General features: G+C 72.1%; 15 protein-coding genes. 7 read left to right on the top strand and 8 right to left on the bottom strand.

All coding sequences use genetic code 11. From position 1 onward, the window contains the following. Positions 1–253: 253 nt before the first annotated feature. The gene (locus KKZ08_RS35325) at positions 254–475 is read left to right on the top strand and encodes a hypothetical protein (protein WP_223778307.1); all 222 of its coding nucleotides are present in this window, start codon (positions 254–256) and stop codon (positions 473–475) included. A 35-nt stretch (positions 476–510) separates the two neighbouring features. After that, positions 511–1380: a kinase gene (locus tag KKZ08_RS35330; protein WP_223779324.1), complete on the top strand. Its 870-nt coding sequence runs from the start codon at positions 511–513 to the stop codon at positions 1378–1380. A gap of 72 nt (positions 1381–1452) precedes the next feature. Here KKZ08_RS35330 and KKZ08_RS35335 read toward each other — a convergent pair whose 3' ends face one another. After that, positions 1453–2439 (bottom strand): TauD/TfdA family dioxygenase, encoded by a 987-nt coding sequence (locus KKZ08_RS35335; RefSeq protein ID WP_223778308.1) that lies wholly within the window; start codon positions 2437–2439, stop codon positions 1453–1455. A 182-nt stretch (positions 2440–2621) separates the two neighbouring features. On the opposite strand from KKZ08_RS35335, the gene KKZ08_RS35340 reads away from it, so the two are divergent. The 5 genes from KKZ08_RS35340 (at position 2622) to KKZ08_RS35360 (ending at position 8556) form a co-directional block, all read left to right on the top strand. Next, on the top strand, positions 2622–3470 hold the full coding sequence (locus tag KKZ08_RS35340; protein ID WP_223778309.1) for an alpha/beta hydrolase: 849 nt from the start codon (positions 2622–2624) through the stop codon (positions 3468–3470). Beyond that, positions 3467–4183: a tryptophan 2,3-dioxygenase family protein gene (locus KKZ08_RS35345; protein WP_223778310.1), complete on the top strand. Its 717-nt coding sequence runs from the start codon at positions 3467–3469 to the stop codon at positions 4181–4183. Before KKZ08_RS35340 ends, KKZ08_RS35345 begins: the two co-directional genes overlap by 4 nt. 203 nt (positions 4184–4386) lie before the next feature. Beyond that, entirely contained in the window at positions 4387–5985 is a 1599-nt protein-coding gene (locus KKZ08_RS35350) for a tryptophan halogenase family protein (protein ID WP_223778311.1), read from the top strand. Between the two features lie 21 nt (positions 5986–6006). Then, positions 6007–7296: a cation:proton antiporter gene (locus KKZ08_RS35355; protein ID WP_223778312.1), complete on the top strand. Its 1290-nt coding sequence runs from the start codon at positions 6007–6009 to the stop codon at positions 7294–7296. Positions 7297–7302: 6 nt separating this feature from the next. Continuing rightward, a complete protein-coding gene (locus KKZ08_RS35360; protein ID WP_223778313.1) occupies positions 7303–8556 on the top strand; it encodes a type III PLP-dependent enzyme in 1254 nt (417 codons plus the stop codon). Positions 8557–8591: 35 nt separating this feature from the next. Here the strand turns inward: KKZ08_RS35360 and KKZ08_RS35365 are convergent, their stop codons facing one another. The 7 genes from KKZ08_RS35365 to KKZ08_RS35395 all read right to left on the bottom strand — a co-directional run bounded on the left by KKZ08_RS35365 (position 8592) and on the right by KKZ08_RS35395 (position 15401). Continuing rightward, positions 8592–9053, bottom strand: a complete 462-nt coding sequence (locus KKZ08_RS35365; protein ID WP_223778314.1) for an NUDIX domain-containing protein — start codon at positions 9051–9053, stop codon at positions 8592–8594. Positions 9054–9123: 70 nt separating this feature from the next. Next, on the bottom strand, positions 9124–10623 hold the full coding sequence (locus tag KKZ08_RS35370; RefSeq protein WP_223778315.1) for a class I adenylate-forming enzyme family protein: 1500 nt from the start codon (positions 10621–10623) through the stop codon (positions 9124–9126). Positions 10624–10635: 12 nt separating this feature from the next. Further along, positions 10636–11688: an aminoglycoside phosphotransferase family protein gene (locus KKZ08_RS35375; RefSeq protein WP_223778316.1), complete on the bottom strand. Its 1053-nt coding sequence runs from the start codon at positions 11686–11688 to the stop codon at positions 10636–10638. Further along, the gene (locus tag KKZ08_RS35380) at positions 11685–12878 is read right to left on the bottom strand and encodes a hypothetical protein (protein ID WP_223778317.1); all 1194 of its coding nucleotides are present in this window, start codon (positions 12876–12878) and stop codon (positions 11685–11687) included. The genes KKZ08_RS35375 and KKZ08_RS35380 overlap by 4 nt, the downstream gene beginning before the upstream one ends. A gap of 54 nt (positions 12879–12932) precedes the next feature. Continuing rightward, complete coding sequence (locus KKZ08_RS35385; RefSeq protein ID WP_223778318.1) at positions 12933–13574, bottom strand: hypothetical protein; 642 nt, start codon at positions 13572–13574, stop codon at positions 12933–12935. A 25-nt stretch (positions 13575–13599) separates the two neighbouring features. Then, on the bottom strand, positions 13600–14403 hold the full coding sequence (locus KKZ08_RS35390; protein ID WP_223778319.1) for a class I SAM-dependent methyltransferase: 804 nt from the start codon (positions 14401–14403) through the stop codon (positions 13600–13602). Then, positions 14397–15401 carry a hypothetical protein gene (locus tag KKZ08_RS35395; RefSeq protein ID WP_223778320.1) on the bottom strand — a complete coding sequence of 335 codons (1005 nt, stop codon included), beginning with the start codon at positions 15399–15401 and terminating at the stop codon, positions 14397–14399. The genes KKZ08_RS35390 and KKZ08_RS35395 overlap by 7 nt, the downstream gene beginning before the upstream one ends. Positions 15402–15575 lie beyond the last annotated feature (174 nt).

The following is a 15575-nucleotide window of genomic DNA, read 5'->3' on the forward strand; positions in this document are numbered from 1 at the left end:
CCGCCTCAAGTACAGCTCGTTGACACCGCTGACGCGTCACTGGCACCGTTGATCCACGAGCGCGTCGTCCCATTCGGGCATTCCGATCGATGTGACTGGGGGCCAGCGGTGGCACCGTTCGGCAACTCGGCAAGCCCGCACAGAGCATCAGCTCCGCCTATCACCTGTCCGCCCTCGTCGAGCAGGTACTCCACGCGATGCGCCGGATCGAAGCGGTGCACCGCAGCGTTGCCTGCCCGCTGGGGGCCGGGTGATGGCGGGTCAGGAACTGCCCGGGGACCGCGCCCGCATGGCGCGACTGCTCGGGTCCGACCAGCAGAAGAAGAACCTCCCCGTGCTCGAACGCATCCGTGCCCGGCTCCAGCGCATCGCCGAGGAAGCAGGCCACCCCGTGCCCGCGGCCGATGACCTGCTGCGCGCCGCCGAGCCGGACCAGGCGCTCGCGGACATCACCTGGGCGAGGACGCCTTGCTGACCGAACGCGGCTGGGTCGGGCCTCCCTACCGCGGCATGACGGGGGTCAGCACCGCCTTCGGTACCTTCGGCGAACTGCTCCAAGGCGTCCTGCCCGGCGGCGAGGACTTCCTGGTCACGCTGCCCATCGCGCGCTGGAGCGTGGCGACCTTCCGCAGCGACCCCGCGGCGCGCCGGCTGCGGGTCGTACCGGACCACAAGCACAAGGCGCGGCGCCTGCTGTCGATGATCCTCGACGACCATCCGGTGCCCGTCGGCGGAGTGCTCGTCCTGGAGAGCACCCTGCCGGAAGGCAAGGGGTTCGCCAGCTCGTCGGCCGACCTGGTGGCCACGGCACGGGCCGTGGGCAACGCACTGGGCATCGCCATGCCGCCGGCGAGGATCGAGTCGTACCTGCGCCGCATCGAGCCCACCGACGGCGTCCTCTACGACGGCATCGTCGCCTTCGACCACCGCCGGGTGGAGCTGCGCCGCGCGCTCGGGGCGCTGCACCCCATGTCCGTGGTCGGGATCGACGAAGGCGGCACCGTCGACACCGTCGCCTTCAACCGGCTCCCCAAACCGTTCTCCGACGCGGACCGCAGGGAGTACGCGCGGCTGCTCGCGCGCCTGACCGAGGCGGTACGCGTCAACGACCTCGCCGAGGCCGGAGCCGTCGCGACCCGCAGCGCGGTGCTCAACCAGGTGCTGCGGCCCAAGCGGACGCTCGACCGGATGATCGCACTGTGCGAGGAGATCGGCGGTCTCGGCGTCGTCGTCGCACACAGCGGCACGTCCCTGGGCATTCTCGTCGACCGCTCGGACCCGCAGTGGGCCCGCAAGGTCGTGCACGCGTCACGGGGCTGCTTCGACCTCGCCGGAAACGTGGCCACCTACCTGACGCTGGGATTCCGGCAGGACCCCTGACGGGCGGGAACGGGTTGATGAGGGTGTCCACGACGGAGTGAGGTCGGTGTGGGTGCGGAGAGCCTGAGCGACCTACGGCCCAACGCGCGCCAGTGGATCGCCCAGCGCCACGACGACGCGCCGTTCCCCGCGGTAGGGCGCGCGGCTGTGCGCGGCGGCGATGTTGTCGATCAGGAGCAGATCGCCCTCCTGCCACGGCACCGGCACCGTGTGCCGGTCGTACACCTCGTTGATGGTGTCGACGGTCGCCCGGTCCAGGGCGGCACCATCGCCCCGGAACGTCGTGAAGGGCAGGCCGTCGGCACCGAACTCGGAGAGCAGCAGCTCGCGTACCGCCGGGTCCATGGTCCACTCGTTGAGGAAGGCGATCTGGTTGAACCAGCAGCGCTCACCGGTCCGCGGGTGCTCGACCACCGCGGGCAGGGTCTGGCGGGTGCGCAGCCCGCCCGCGTCCGTCCACTCGTGGGCGATGCCGTGTGCCGCGCAGTACGCGCTCACGGCCGCCCGGTCGTCCGTGCCGAACGCGTCGGCGAGCGCCACCCCGAGCAACGGGCTGTAGTTGCGTACGAGTTGCCAGCCGTCCCGCTCGAACGGCGCGACGACGTCGGCGGGCAGGTCGGCGAGGACCGCCCGCGCGTCGGCGACGGACACCGCTCCGCCGCTGCTGCCCCGCTCCAGGCAGGACAGGACGAGCCACCTCGGGTAGCGGGCCGCGCTCGACAACTCGTGGTGCATGCACATGGGTTGGTCCGGCGGCCACTGGGAGGACGAGTACACCCCGCCCGGCAGCGCCGTGCGCGGGGCGAAGCCCTCCAACTCCGTCATCAGCTCCGAGGTGAGGGCCCGGCTCGCCCCGGCCGCGTCGGCCGGCTCGCGCAGTCCCAGCCCCCGCACCAGGACCGCGCCCCGCTCGACCGCGACGGACCGCAGCGCGCCGGCGTGCGCACGGAGCCAACCGGGGCCGTCCCCGGCCGCCGCCTCCGCGTCCACGACCGGCACCGCATCCTCGGAAACGGGTATCGACTCGCCGGCGAATCGGTCGACATCGCTGTACGGCATTCATTCGCCCTTTCGGTTCCGCAGGATCGGAAAATGACGAGGGAGCGCTGCCGCGACCCCCCGCAGCGCAACGTAACAGCGATCGGACGAAGCGGAAGTCTTTCAGTCTGGGGTAATGGTTCTTGCCCATCGGCCGGGATTCCCGAAACTGTTCAGGCAGTCCATCGGAAGCGAGGAGTGCCATGCCCGTGATAGCCGTCAACGGCGTACGGCTCGCATACCAGGACCTCGGTCACGGTCCTCCCGTACTGCTGGTCATGGGAGCCGGCGCCACCGGCAGCGCCTGGCACCTGCACCAGGTCCCCGCCCTGGTCGCCGCAGGCCACCGGGTGGTCACCTTCGACTACCGCGGGTTCGGCCCCGACGGTCCGGGCGCCCCCGGCCTCACCGTGGACGACCTGGTCGCCGACATCGCCGGGCTCGTCACCCGGCTGGACCTCGGACCGTGCACCGTCGTGGGCACCTCGTTGGGTGCACGCCTCGCAGCCGAACTCGCGCTCGCCCGCCCCGACCTGGTCGACGCCCTCGTCCTGATGGCCACCAGGGGCCGCAGCGACCCGCTGCACACCGCGCTCAGCCTCGCCGAACAGGAACTGGACGACCGGGGCATCGAACTGCCGCCGCGCTACCGCGCCGTGGTCAAGGCACTGACCGAGCTGTCACCGCGCGGCTTCGCCGACGAACAGGCGCTCACGGACTGGCTGGAGGTGTTCGAGCTGGCCCCGCCTCCCGGCCGCGCCGCGCGCGACCAGCGGCGCCTCTACCCGATGCCGGACCGCCTCGACGCCTACCGGCGCATCGACGCACCCTGCCACGTCATCGCCTTCGCCGACGACGTCATGGCGCCGCCCGCCGCGGGCCGGGAGGTCGCCGCCGCCGTGCCCGGCGCGGGCTTCGAGGTCATCGAGGGCTGCGGACACCTCGGCTACCTGGAGCGGCCCGACGCGGTCAACCGCGCGCTGCTGGAATTCCTGTGGGCATCCACACCGGCGAGGACCGACCGGTCCCTGAAGAAGGAGAACCGCCGATGAGCGGCCCGAACGCGTCCCTGCCCTACGGACAGGTGCTCCGACTGGACGAGTTGTTGCAGGTCGCGCGCGTGCACGACGACGACGTCGACCACGTCCTGTTCCTGGCCACGCACCAGTCCTGCGAGATCTACTTCGCCGTCGTGCTGCGGCACCTGGAGGCGGTACGGGCCGCCCTCGACGCCCGTGACGGTGCGCTGGCGGTGCGTCGCGCCGCGCCGCTGCCCGTGCTGGTCGCCACCCTCGTGCACCAGTTCGATGGCCTGGCGACGCTCCCTCCCGAGGCGTTCCACGCCGTCCGGGACGCACTCGGGGACGCCAGCGGCTTCCAGTCCGCCCAGTACCGTGAGATCGAATACCTCTGCGGCCTGCGCGACTCCCGCTTCCTCAACACCGCGGGCTTCACCGACGCCGACCGCAAGCGGCTGCGGGCACGCCTGGACGAGCGATCCGTCCAGGAGGCGTACCGCGACTTCGCCGCCGGCCAAGCGGAGCGGGAGTCCGTCGAGCGCGTACGCGGCGCGCTGCTCGACTTCGACGAAGCCTTCGCCGTCTGGCGGGCGCGCCACGCGGTGCTCGCCGAACGGTTCCTCGGCGGCGGCACCGGGACCGCCGGGTCCGACGGCGCCGCGTACCTGTGGCGCGCCGCGCGCCGGCGCCTCGTGCCCGACGTCTGGCCGAACGGAAACGGCGGAAGGCCCGTCCGTCAGCCGTGACTGAAATGCTTTCCGCCTCGGTGGCCGCCCGGCTAGCGTGACCGGAGGTCCGATTCCGAGCACGCATTCTCCGATGTCTCCGGTCTCCTCCACAGGACCATTGGACCTCCTCAAAAAGGCTCCTTCAGCGAGCCCGCGCACCGCATCACTTCTGCAGGCCGCGGAATTCCGCGGCGCGATCTCATCCCGGGGAGTGCATTTCGATGGCACAGCAGGGGCAGGGCGAAACCACAGGGCGCATCGGCAAGGTCGTCATCGTCGGCGGCGGCACCGCGGGCTGGATGACCGCGTCCTACCTCGTCGCCGCCTTCGGCGACCGCGTCGACGTCACGCTCGTCGAATCCGGACGGGTGGGCACGATCGGCGTCGGAGAGGCGACGTTCAGCGACATCCGGCACTTCTTCGAGTTCCTCCAACTGGAGGAGAAGGACTGGATGCCGGCCTGCAACGCCACGTACAAGCTCGCGGTTCGGTTCGAGAACTGGCGGGAGCCGGGCCACCACTTCTACCACCCGTTCGAACAGCTGCGCTCCGTGGACGGCTTCCCGCTGACCGACTGGTGGCTGCGCCACCCCACCACCACGCGGTTCGACACGGACTGCTTCGTGATGGCCTCCCTGTGCGACGCCAACCGCAGCCCCCGCTACCTCGACGGCACGCTGATCGACCAGGACTTCGTGGAGCGCGGCGACAAGCCCCTGGCCCGCTCCACCATCGCCGAGTTCCAGGGCGCCCAGTTCCCCTACGCGTACCACTTCGAGGCCAGCCTGCTCGCCGAGTTCCTGCGCGACTACGCCATCGAGCGCGGCGTACGACACGTCGTCGACGACGTCCTCGACGTCGAGCGCGACCACCGCGGCTGGATCGAGCGCCTGCGCACCGAGGAGCACGGCGCCGTCGGGGGCGACCTGTTCGTGGACTGCACCGGCTTCAAGGGGCTGCTGATCAACAAGGCGCTGGGTGAGCCCTTCGAGTCCTACCAGGACTCCCTGCCCAACGACAGCGCGGTGGCACTGCAGGTTCCCCTGGACATGGACCGAGAGCCCCTGCGCCCGTGCACCACCGCCACCGCGCAGGACGCCGGCTGGATCTGGACCATCCCGCTGATCAGCCGGGTGGGCACCGGATACGTCTACGCCCGCGACTATCTGGAGCCCGAGGAGGCCGAGCGCACGCTGCGCGAATTCGTCGGCCCCGAGGCCGCCGACGTCCCCGCCAACCACATCCGGATGCGCATCGGCCGAACCCGGCGGTCATGGGTGAACAACTGCGTCGCCATCGGACTTTCCTCCGGCTTCGTCGAGCCGCTGGAGTCGACCGGCATCTTCTTCATCCACCACGCCATCGAGCAGCTGGTCAAGTTCTTCCCCGGCGGGGACTGGGACCCCTCCCTGCGCACGCTCTACAACAACTCGGTGGCCCACGTCATGGACGGCGTCCGCGAGTTCCTCGTCCTGCACTACCGGGGTGCCAAGCGCGCGGACAACCAGTACTGGCGGGACACCAAGACCCGTGAGGTCCCCGAGGCACTGGCCGAGCGGATGGCACGGTGGCAGTCCAAACTGCCGGACTCCGAGACCGTCTTCCCCTACTACCACGGGCTCCCCCCGTACTCGTACAACTGCATCCTGCTCGGTACCGGCGGCATCCCGGTGCGGCCCTCACCCGCCCTGGACCTCGCCGACGAGAAGGCGGCCCTCCTGGAGTTCCAGGCGATCCGCGACAAGGCCCGCCGACTGGTCGAGGAACTCCCCACGCAGAACGAGTACTTCGCGGCCATGCGGGCGCAGGCGCGGAACTAGGCGAGCCGGCGGGGAAGCGCCGTGCCCAGCAGCCGGCTCACCGTCCTCTTCGTCGACCTCGCCCTGATCGTCGCCCTGGCCCACCTGGCCGGGGCCGTCGCCAGACGCTGCGGTCAGCCGGCCGTCATCGGTGAGATCGTCGTCGGAATCCTGCTCGGACCGACCGTGCTGAGCGGGCAACTGTCCCAGCACGTCTTCCCGTTGGAGGTGCGCAGCGAGCTCGGGGCCTTCGCCGACCTCGGGCTCGCCCTCTTCATGTTCAAGCTCGGAGCGGAGTCCGAATGGGCCGCCGGGCGCTCGATGCGGCGGGCATCGGCGGGCATCGCGGCCGCCGCGATGGTGTTCCCGTTCGTGGTGGGCGCGGGGCTCGGCCTCTGGTGGCATCCGGGTGGCTCCTCGACGCAAGGCGTCGCCCCCGTGCTGTTCATGGGGGTCGCGCTGTCGGTGACCGCGTTTCCCGTCCTGGCCCGGATCATCGAGGACCGGGGCCTCTCGCGCGCTCCGCTCGGTCAACTGGCCGTGGCCAGCGCCGCGCTCTGCGACGTGCTCGCCTGGTCCATGCTCGGCGTCGTCATGGTGCTGTGCGGCGTCGACACCCCCTGGCGCCTGCTGTGGTTCGTCCCGTACCTGCTCGTGATGGTGGCCGTGGTGTGTCCCGTGCTCCGCAGGCTCACACGCTCCGGACACACCTCGCTCGACCTGTCCCTCACCTGCATCGGCGTCCTGGCCTCAGCGGCTACCACCGAGTGGATGGGGCTCCACTTCATCGTCGGCGCCTTCGTCTTCGGCGTCGTGCGGACGCACGCCCTGAGGGGGCGGGGAAAGGAACACGGGCCGGAGGCCGACGCCGAACTCCGCCGTGGCCTGGGCTCCCTCGACAGCCGGGTCCTGATGCCGGTGTTCTTCGTCGTCGCGGGCTGGCAGGTGGACCTGTCACGACTGGACGCGTCCCACCTGCTCGACCTCGTGATCCTGCTGGTCGCGGCCGGCGGCAGCAAGTTCCTCGCCGTGATGGCCGCGGGGCGGCTGCTGGGGCTGAAGCCGCGGGACTCCGCGGCGCTGGGAGCCTTGATGAACACGCGGGGACTCACCGAACTCATCGTGCTCACCGCGGGCCGGGAACTGGGCCTGCTCGACGACGTCAGCTACACGCTCCTGGTGACCATGGCGGTGCTGACCACGATGTCCACAGGGCCGATCCTGCGGCGCCTGCTCAAGGAGGGGACCGCAACCGGTCCCGCGCACGCGAACGGCCCCTCTCCCGACCACCCGTCCGACCTCGCCCCCGAGCGGAGCGGCACCGGAGGCTGACCACCAGTGAACTCGCTGAGCCGACTCGCGGAACGCTTCGGCACACCGCTGTACGTCTACCGGCTGGACCGGGTCCGGCGCGCTGCGCTGGACCTGCTCGGCGCACTGCCGACCGGCGCCCGTCTCTACTACTCCCTCAAGGCCAACCCCCACCCGGCCCTCGTGCGCGAGCTGAGCGGACTGGGCCTGCACCTGGAGATCAGCTCGCCCGGTGAGCTGGCCGTCGCGCAGCACGTCCGCCATCCGGCGGAGCACTGCCTCTACACCGGCCCGGGCAAGACCGCCGCCGAGGTGTCCGCCGCGCTGCGGGCCGGGGTGCGCCTGTTCTCCGTGGAATCACCGACCGACCTGCGCCGCGTCACGGAGCTGGGCACCGGGGCCGAAGTCGCCTTCGACTACCTCGTCCGCCTCAACGCCCAGGCCGGGGCGGTCGGCACCGGCCTGCGCATGACGGGGCGCTCCTCGCAGTTCGGCACCGACCCCGACACCGCCCTCGCGGCCGGCATGTTCGACTCCGCGCCCGGTGCGCACGCCGCCGGTGCGCATCTGTTCTCCGCCACGAACATCGTCGACGAACGGGCTCTGGTCGAGGAGTTCCGGGCGGTCCTGCGGACGGCGCTGAGCACGTTCGAGGCCGCGGGGAGCACCCCTGCGCTGATCGACCTCGGCGGTGGCTTCGCCGCGCCGTTCGCCGCACCGGGCGAGCGGCCCGCGTACACCGGGCTGCGCGCGGTCCTGGAGGAGCTGCTCGACGGGGCGGTGCCGAGCTGGCGCGAGGGGAGGCCAGGGATCGCCTTCGAGTCGGGCCGCCATCTCGCCGCCGACTGCGGCTCGTTGCTGACCACGGTGCTCGACGTCAAGCAGAGCCGGGGTACCACCTACGCGGTCCTCGATGCCGGGGTCAACGTGCTCGGCGGCATGTCCGGCATCGGACGGCTCCTGACCCCCGCGGTCCGGCCCACGGCCGACCCGGACGGCGGTGCCGCGGCGGGCGGCCTGGCCGAGGTGACACTGGTGGGCCCGCTGTGCACGCCGCTCGACGTCCTCGCCCGTGCCGCCAAGATGCCGCTGCCCCGTGTCGGCGACGTCCTGCGCATCGACAACACGGGCGCGTACGGCCTGTCGGCGAGCCTGACGGGGTTCCTCAGCCATCCCGTCGCCACCGAGGTGGTCCTCGGCACCGACGGAGCCGTGGTCGACGTACGGGACCACCGGGCGGCGTACGCCGCAGGCACCGCGACCGGCCCGGGCGGCTGGTGAATCCCGGACTGGTCGGCCCCGCGTGCGGCGCGCTCTCAATGCTGGATCAGGTCGCCGACCGGGACGGCAGGGACGTGGCCGGTCGCGGGAAGCTGCTGCGCGAGGGCCAGCCCCACGTCGACGAGCGAGGACCGCCGCAGCCCCGTGACGTCGGGGACCGGGGTCCAGCGCGACTCCGAGGTGTCGCCGTTCGGCTCGGGCCTGAGTCGGCCACCGGTGAGCCGCACCTGGTAGAAGATGCCGATGTTCTGGTGCGGGCCGTCACCGGGGCTGTTGCGCTCGGACGCGGGGATCACCCGCGAGTCGACGCCCAGCAGCCGCTCTACCACGGCGTCGCAGCCCGTCTCCTCGGCGACCTCGCGGATCACCGCGTCGAACGGGTCCTCCGTGTGCTCGACCCTGCCGCCGGGCAGCGTCCAGTTGCCCGACACGTGATGGGCGAGCAGGACCCGCCCGTCCTTGATGCACACGGCGTAGGCCGCCAACCGAAAACTCATCCCCGCACCCTATCCTTGCCGCCAAGTCCGTTCCCAGTGAACGGAGTTACGAATAGCTCGAAGGCTCGCGTCAGCCGCCGAAGGAGCCGGCCTCCAATGCCGCTTTGTCGACCTTCCCGTTCGCCGTGAGCGGCATTCGCTCCACCGGGACACAGCGATCAGGCGTCTTGGCCGCGCCGAGGCGTGCGCCGATGCCGAGCAGCACCTCGTCCGGCGCCGCGGCCCCGGTCGTCCAGACGGTGAACGTTCCGTCCGGGCCCGGCGGGACGCACGCCGCCTGCTCGACCCCCTCGACGTCCTGGGCGGCGCTCTCCACCTCCTGGCAGCTCACCCGCCAGCCGCGCCGCTTGAAGAGGTCGTCGCGCCGACCGTGGAAGTAGAGCCTGCCGCCCTCGTCGACCCACCCGAAGTCGCCCGTGCGCAGGGCCCTGCCCACGCCGTCCGGCGCGGCGACGAAGCGCTCGCGCTGCTCCGCTGCTGCCGCGGGCCCCCAGTACCCGGCCATCACGTGCGGCCCGGCGACGACGATCTCACCGACGCCGCCGCACGCAACCGGCTCGCCGTCCCGGCCGACGACGAAGAGCCGCGTTCCCCGCAGCGGTCGGCCGACCGTACCGGGGAACGCCAGGTCCTCGTCCGGCGCGGCGATCGAGATCCGCTTGCACTCGCTCATGCCGTACATGCAGATCAGGGCGGCGTCCGGGAAAGCGGCCCGGACCCGCTCGGCGTCCCGGCCGGTCAGGGCGGCGCCGGTGTTGGTCAGCAACCGCACCGACGTGGGGCGCGGGTCGCGCTCGCCGAGCCGCGCCAGGAGGAGGGCGAGCGTGGGCACCACGGGCACCACGGTGGCCCCCGCGCCGCGGATCGCGACCAGTTCGCGCGCGGACGCCGCGCCGTGCGGGTAGACCACCTCGGCCCCGGCGAGCACCGCCAGGAACAGTTGGTACAGGCCGTAGTCGAAGGAGACCGGCACCCGGCAGTACACGACGTCGGTCGGCAGGTACCCGACGCGCTCGGCGACGGCACGTGCGGCCCAGACGACCGCCCCGTGCGGGCACACGATCCCCTTGGGCCGGGCGGTCGTCCCCGACGTGTACACCAGCAGGGCCGGATCGTCGGGCGTCGCCGCCGGCCCGGTCGCCGCCGCGGGCGGCACATCGGCGTACGCCGGGGCGAGCACCGGCACCGACGTGACGTCGGTGAGCTCCGCAACCCGGTCCGCGGTGGTCACGACCGCGGCCGGGTCCGCGTCCGCCAGCAGGTGGCGCAGCTGGTACGCGGACGCGTGCTCGGCCACCGGAACAAGGATGACGCCCCGGGACATCGCGCCGAAGAGCAGCGCCGCGAAATCACGGCTGCCGGGGAGCAGGCAGAGCAGCCGCATCCCGCGCCGCAGCCCGAGACCGTCGAGCCAGCCGGCCGCGCGGTGGGCGTTCTCGTGGAGTTCCGCGTACGACCAGGCGCCGTCGTGGTCCCGGACCGAGGGGCGGTCCCGGTGGACGTCGGCGGCGCGCAGGAGCAGGTCGTGGACCAACTCGGCGGAGGCGAGGGCCGGGACGTCGACAGTCATGGGTCCTCCAGACTAGGAGCGGTCCGCCCGGACCGCGCCCGTGCGTTCGAGGTGCTCGGCGAGCCGGGTCACGGCCGGCAGGACGTTGTCCCGCACCGTGCGGGCCCCTTCCGCCGTCCACCGCAGGTACCACGTGAGCGTGGCGGGGCCGGTCTTCGCCATCTGCCGCACGTAACGGGCCGTGGGGACGCAGTACAGTTCGAGAACGGGCACGATCGCCCGCAGTTCGTCGGGTCCCGGCGGGTCCGCCGCCGTGGCGCGCAGCACCAGGTCGGCGGCGAGGTCCCGGTGGACACGGAAACTCCCCCGGCCGGTCCGGGCGAGGAAGAGCACCGCCCGGGCGAGGTCGTAGACCCGTGGCCGGACGTCCACGCCGTCCCAGTCGAGCAGCGAGATCAGCCGGTCCTCGTCGTCGAAGACGAGGTTGGAGCCGGCGATCTCGCCGTGCGTGAGCGTCACGGGCAGCGACTGGTACGCGGGCAGGTCCAGGGTGGCCCGCGCCCGCCGGTAGGCGGTGCGCCAGGCGTCGTTCACCTCGTCCCACAGTGCGGAGGACGCGACCGCGGACACCAGCTCGCCCAGCTCGTCGACGGCCGACTCATCGGCGGCGAGCCAGAACTCCATGTCCTGGATCGGGTTGGCACCGGCCTCCGGCAGGCCGTCCACCGGTACCGCGTGGACGGCGGCGACAGTCTCGGCAGCCGCGCGCAGGTCCGCCGGGTCGCCGTCCCTGAAGTGCCGGCCGGGTACGTAGCGGCGCAACTGCCACAGGGCGCCGTCCGCCGCCGCGGTGGGGGAGCCGTCCGCCGCCCGGATCAGGGGTTCGGCCGGCACGCCGTACCGCGCGGCGCGCGCGATGGCCGCGTCCTGGAAGGCCAGCCAGCGGTCCTGCCCCGGCCGGCCCAGCCGTTTCAGCGTGTACGTCCCGTCGGCCGTGGCGCACCGCCAGATCTGGTTGGGGCTGTCGCGGGTCAGCCGCTCGACCGACCGCGGTCTGATGCCGTACGTCGCTTCGAGAACGTGGCGCGCCTCGCCCACGACGTCCGCCTGCCAGCCGGCGCTCACGGGCGGGCCATCCCTTCCACGACGGCGGAGTCCCGCGCGAGGGCGTCGGCCTCGTCCATGAGGTGGGGCAGCCGGGCGTCGCAGTGCCGTGCCGGGTCCCAGCTGAGCCGCACCACGGTGTGCTCGCCGAGCAGCGCGGACAGGCCGGACAGCGCACGCTCCGCCGTCTCGGGCGCCGCGTCGCGCGCCAGCCACCGCGAACGGTAGTCGGGGTCCGGGGCCAACAGGTGCGGGCGCAGCGCGGCAGCGGCGTCCGCGGCGTCCAGGCGCTCGACGCGGGGCTCGGCACACGCCGCCCGCTCCAGGACGACGACGGTGTCCAGGCGCGTGGCCGCGGTGAACGGCGAGCCGACGATCTCCCTGATCTCGCCGTTGCTCAGCCAGACCTTGTCCATGGGCATTCCCGGTTCCGACCGCGGCGCCGGAGCGGCGCTCCCGCCTGTCCTGAAGGGGTTGATGGCTCGGACCGGCACGCGGTCGCGCACCGCGTCGAGGATGCCGAGCGCCTCCACCGACCCGGCGCCGAGCCGCGTCGAGACCGGCAGTCCGACGGCGAGCCATCCGGTACCGGTGGGGGCGAGGAAGGTCCGGTCGGTGCCCACCAGTCGGCCGCCCCGCCGGCCGAGCCACACCGCCGACGAGGTCTTGCCCGCTGACGAGGCACCGGCCAGGAAGACCCCTCGCCCGTCCGGACGCTGGGCCGCGGCTCCGTGGAACATCAGGGCGCCGTCGGCGACGACCGCCTCCCTGACCAGCTCCCGGACGGTGCGGCCGGCCAGCAGTCCGACGCTGCCGGACTCGCGGGCCACCACCGCCCAGGACCGGAAGTCCGGTGTGACCAGGACGTGCGGGTGTTTGTCGGTGTCCTCGGAGACGAGCACCGTCTCGCCGCCGTGGCCCGCGTGCTCCGCGTACCACTCGCCGGTGAACGCCTGACGGCGGCCCGTCGGGGCGCCGAGACGCAGTCCGGCGATCAGCTCCGGGTCGGCCACGGCGTGGAGTTCGGCCACCGGGTGGGGCGCCGGCACCCGGTGGGTCGGGGCGACGAGCTGGTGCTGGCTCGCTATGTGCCGGTGCGCGGCGGGGTCGCGGGTCCACACCCGCAGCCTCGTGCGGTACCAGTCGACGGTGAGCGGCGGGAGGGCGCCGATCCGCTCCGGCCTGGCTATCAGCGACGCGTACAGACCCATGGGGTGGCCGACTTCCTTCGTAGGCGTTCGGTCGGGCTCGGGGGCGGGGCGGACTCAGATGATTCCGGCGTCGACGAGCTGGGCGCGGATGGCGTCGAAGTGCTCGACCGTCATGCGGCGCCGGGCGACGTCGGCGTCCGTCTGGTCCTTGCGACCGAGACCGAACCACAGCTTCCCGGTGTTCGGGTCCATCCGGCGCGAAACGTCCTTCTCCGCCGGTCCGCGCACCAGCAGCGAGATGGTGTTCGCCTTCGTGGTCGTCGCGTGGACCGTCTCGTGATGGATGGTGTACGAGTCGCCGGCCCGTTCCGTGGACTGGAACCGTTGCTCGAACGCCGGGGCGACCGACGCGTCGGCGTCCTCCACGACGTGGTAGAGCACGTGGTCGTAGGACCCGGTCAGCAGCCGCGTCGTGAACGACCAGCGGTGGTCGTGGGGCGCGGCGACCTCCATGTTCGACCACACGTGGAGCCGGATCCGGAAGCCCCGGTCCGGGGCGTCGTGCAGCACGAGCTTGTCGAACAGCCGGTTGTGCTCGCACATGTCCCACAGGCGCGGTTCCGCGCGCACCCCGTCGACCAGCTCCCGCATGGCCTCCTTGTCCGCCGAGAGGGCGGTGAGGAACTCGGAGTTCTGCAGGTGGACTTTGCCCAGGTCGGTCCAGTCGACACGGTAGCGAGCGAGTTCGGACAGCATGTCTTGCCCTCCTGGTGGTGGCGGCTCAGGGCGTGCGGCCCGGGCCGCCGAGCGAACACATGAGGATGTGAGTCGTGGAGTCGGCCGTGAGGGGGCCGCCGTCGAAGTCTCCGAAGGTGCGTTCCACCCTCAGACCTGCCCGGCCCAGGAGCTCGGCGAGGTCGTCGGCGGAGTACATCCGGCTCACGCGGGTGGCGTGCTCGGTCCTGCCGTCCTCGGTGAACGTGTACTCCATCTCGTCCGTCAGCAGCCGGGACGCGGGGCTGTACGTCCGACGTCCGCGCACCGTCACCAGGTGGCCGGTCACCGGGTGGTCGTAGGAGAAACGGCTCTTCCACCTGGCGTCGGCGCGTGCGGTCTCGTGCCGGGGGGCCGCCACGTCGATGGCGAAGGTCCCGTCGGGCCGCATGTGCCGCGCGGCGGAGGTGAAGCAGCTCAGCGCGTCCTCGTCGGACAGCAGGTGGCAGACGCTGCTGCACGCGATCATCACCAGGCCGAAACGCCGGCCGAGCTCGAAGCGGCGCATGTCACCGACGAGGAACGTCGGGGTGGCCCTGGACGGGCCGCGCTTGCGCACGGCCTGGTCGATCATGCCCGGGGCGACGTCCATGCCGACGACGTCGATGCCGTGTTCGGCGATGGGCAGGCTCAACCGGCCGGTGCCCGCTGCCAGTTCGAGTACGGGTCCGCCGTTGGACCGGGCCGCCTCGCGCCAGAAGCCGATGTCGTGCGTGTACGTCGCGTAGCGCTGGTCGTAGTGCGGGCCGTCGTAATAGACGTTGTCCACGTGGCGCAGCGCGCTGTCGTCGCCCCCGCGCAGCCTCACCACGCCACCGCCTCGTCGAGGACACGGGCGAGTGCCGGACGGTTTCCCAGGTGGTCCAGGCGCTGGCGCAGTTCGAAGGCGGGGACGGAGGCGGCGATCCGGCGCGCCCGCGCACCCAGTTCCGCCGCGTCCGGCAGCTTGAACCAGGAGGTGAGCTCGTCGTCCTTCACGGGCGGCGCCAGGAGGTTGGCGAAGAGCCGCTCGGCCGCTTCGTCCGGGGCGACGCGGGTCAGCACGGCGCTGCCGTGCGCCGCGAACGAGGGGAAGACCACGGCGCAGAGCGGTGCCTTCGGCGCCACCCGGCCGTCGAACATCCCGCCGATCTCGTGAGGCATCAGCAACCGCGCTTCGCTGCGGTGCGCGTTGGCCGGGTGGACCGGCCGGGCAGGGAGCGCGAGTCCGAGCGGCTCGACCGTGTCGAGGCGGATCGACACGGAACGCGGCCAGCCGACGCCGGTCGGTCCGCCGGGTCCCTCGTGCAAGGACAGGTCGTCGTTGCTGACGAAGTGCGCGCCGGCCGCGGTGGCGGCGATCACCGTGGACGTCTTCCCGCTGCGCTTGTTGCCGACCAGCGCGATGCCGAGACCCCGCCACGCGACCATTCCGGCGTGGAGGAAGAGGGCCGACGGGTCGTGCTCGGCCGCGTCGAGGCGGAGCAGCGTACGGACGATCCGGACCACGTGCACCGGTGCGTAGGCCGACGCGGTGGCCGCGGTGAGCCGGACGGAGCGGTGCGCGCCGTCGACCTCGCGCCAGACGCCGGTGTCGTCGTAGTCGCCGTAGTGCGCCGCCGTCGCGGCGCGCGTGCCCTCCGGCCGGACGGCCAGGGCGACGCGCCAGCGCCCGTCCTCGGGGCCGGCGGGCCCGGTGGTGACGAATCCGGACAGGTATTCCTCGACGACCGGCCAGACGCCGACCGGTACTTCGACCTCGACCGTCCGTCCGCCGGTGCCGACGTCGGCACCGGCGCATCGGGCGACGATCCTGCCCTCCGAACTCACCCGGTCTGCCCTCCGTTTTAAACGAATCCCGAATGCGGCGCGCTGCACGACAGTTGCGGTGTTCTTTATGCGGGAGCGGCGACCGCCGAACGAAAGCGAAGAAAGGAATGGTCAGTTCCGGGCAGCCTAGGATCGGCCGCATGGGCTGTCAACAACATTTAGTCACAGCTGGAT

The organism is Streptomyces sp. 135 (assembly GCF_020026305.1).
GTDB lineage: Bacteria > Actinomycetota > Actinomycetes > Streptomycetales > Streptomycetaceae > Streptomyces.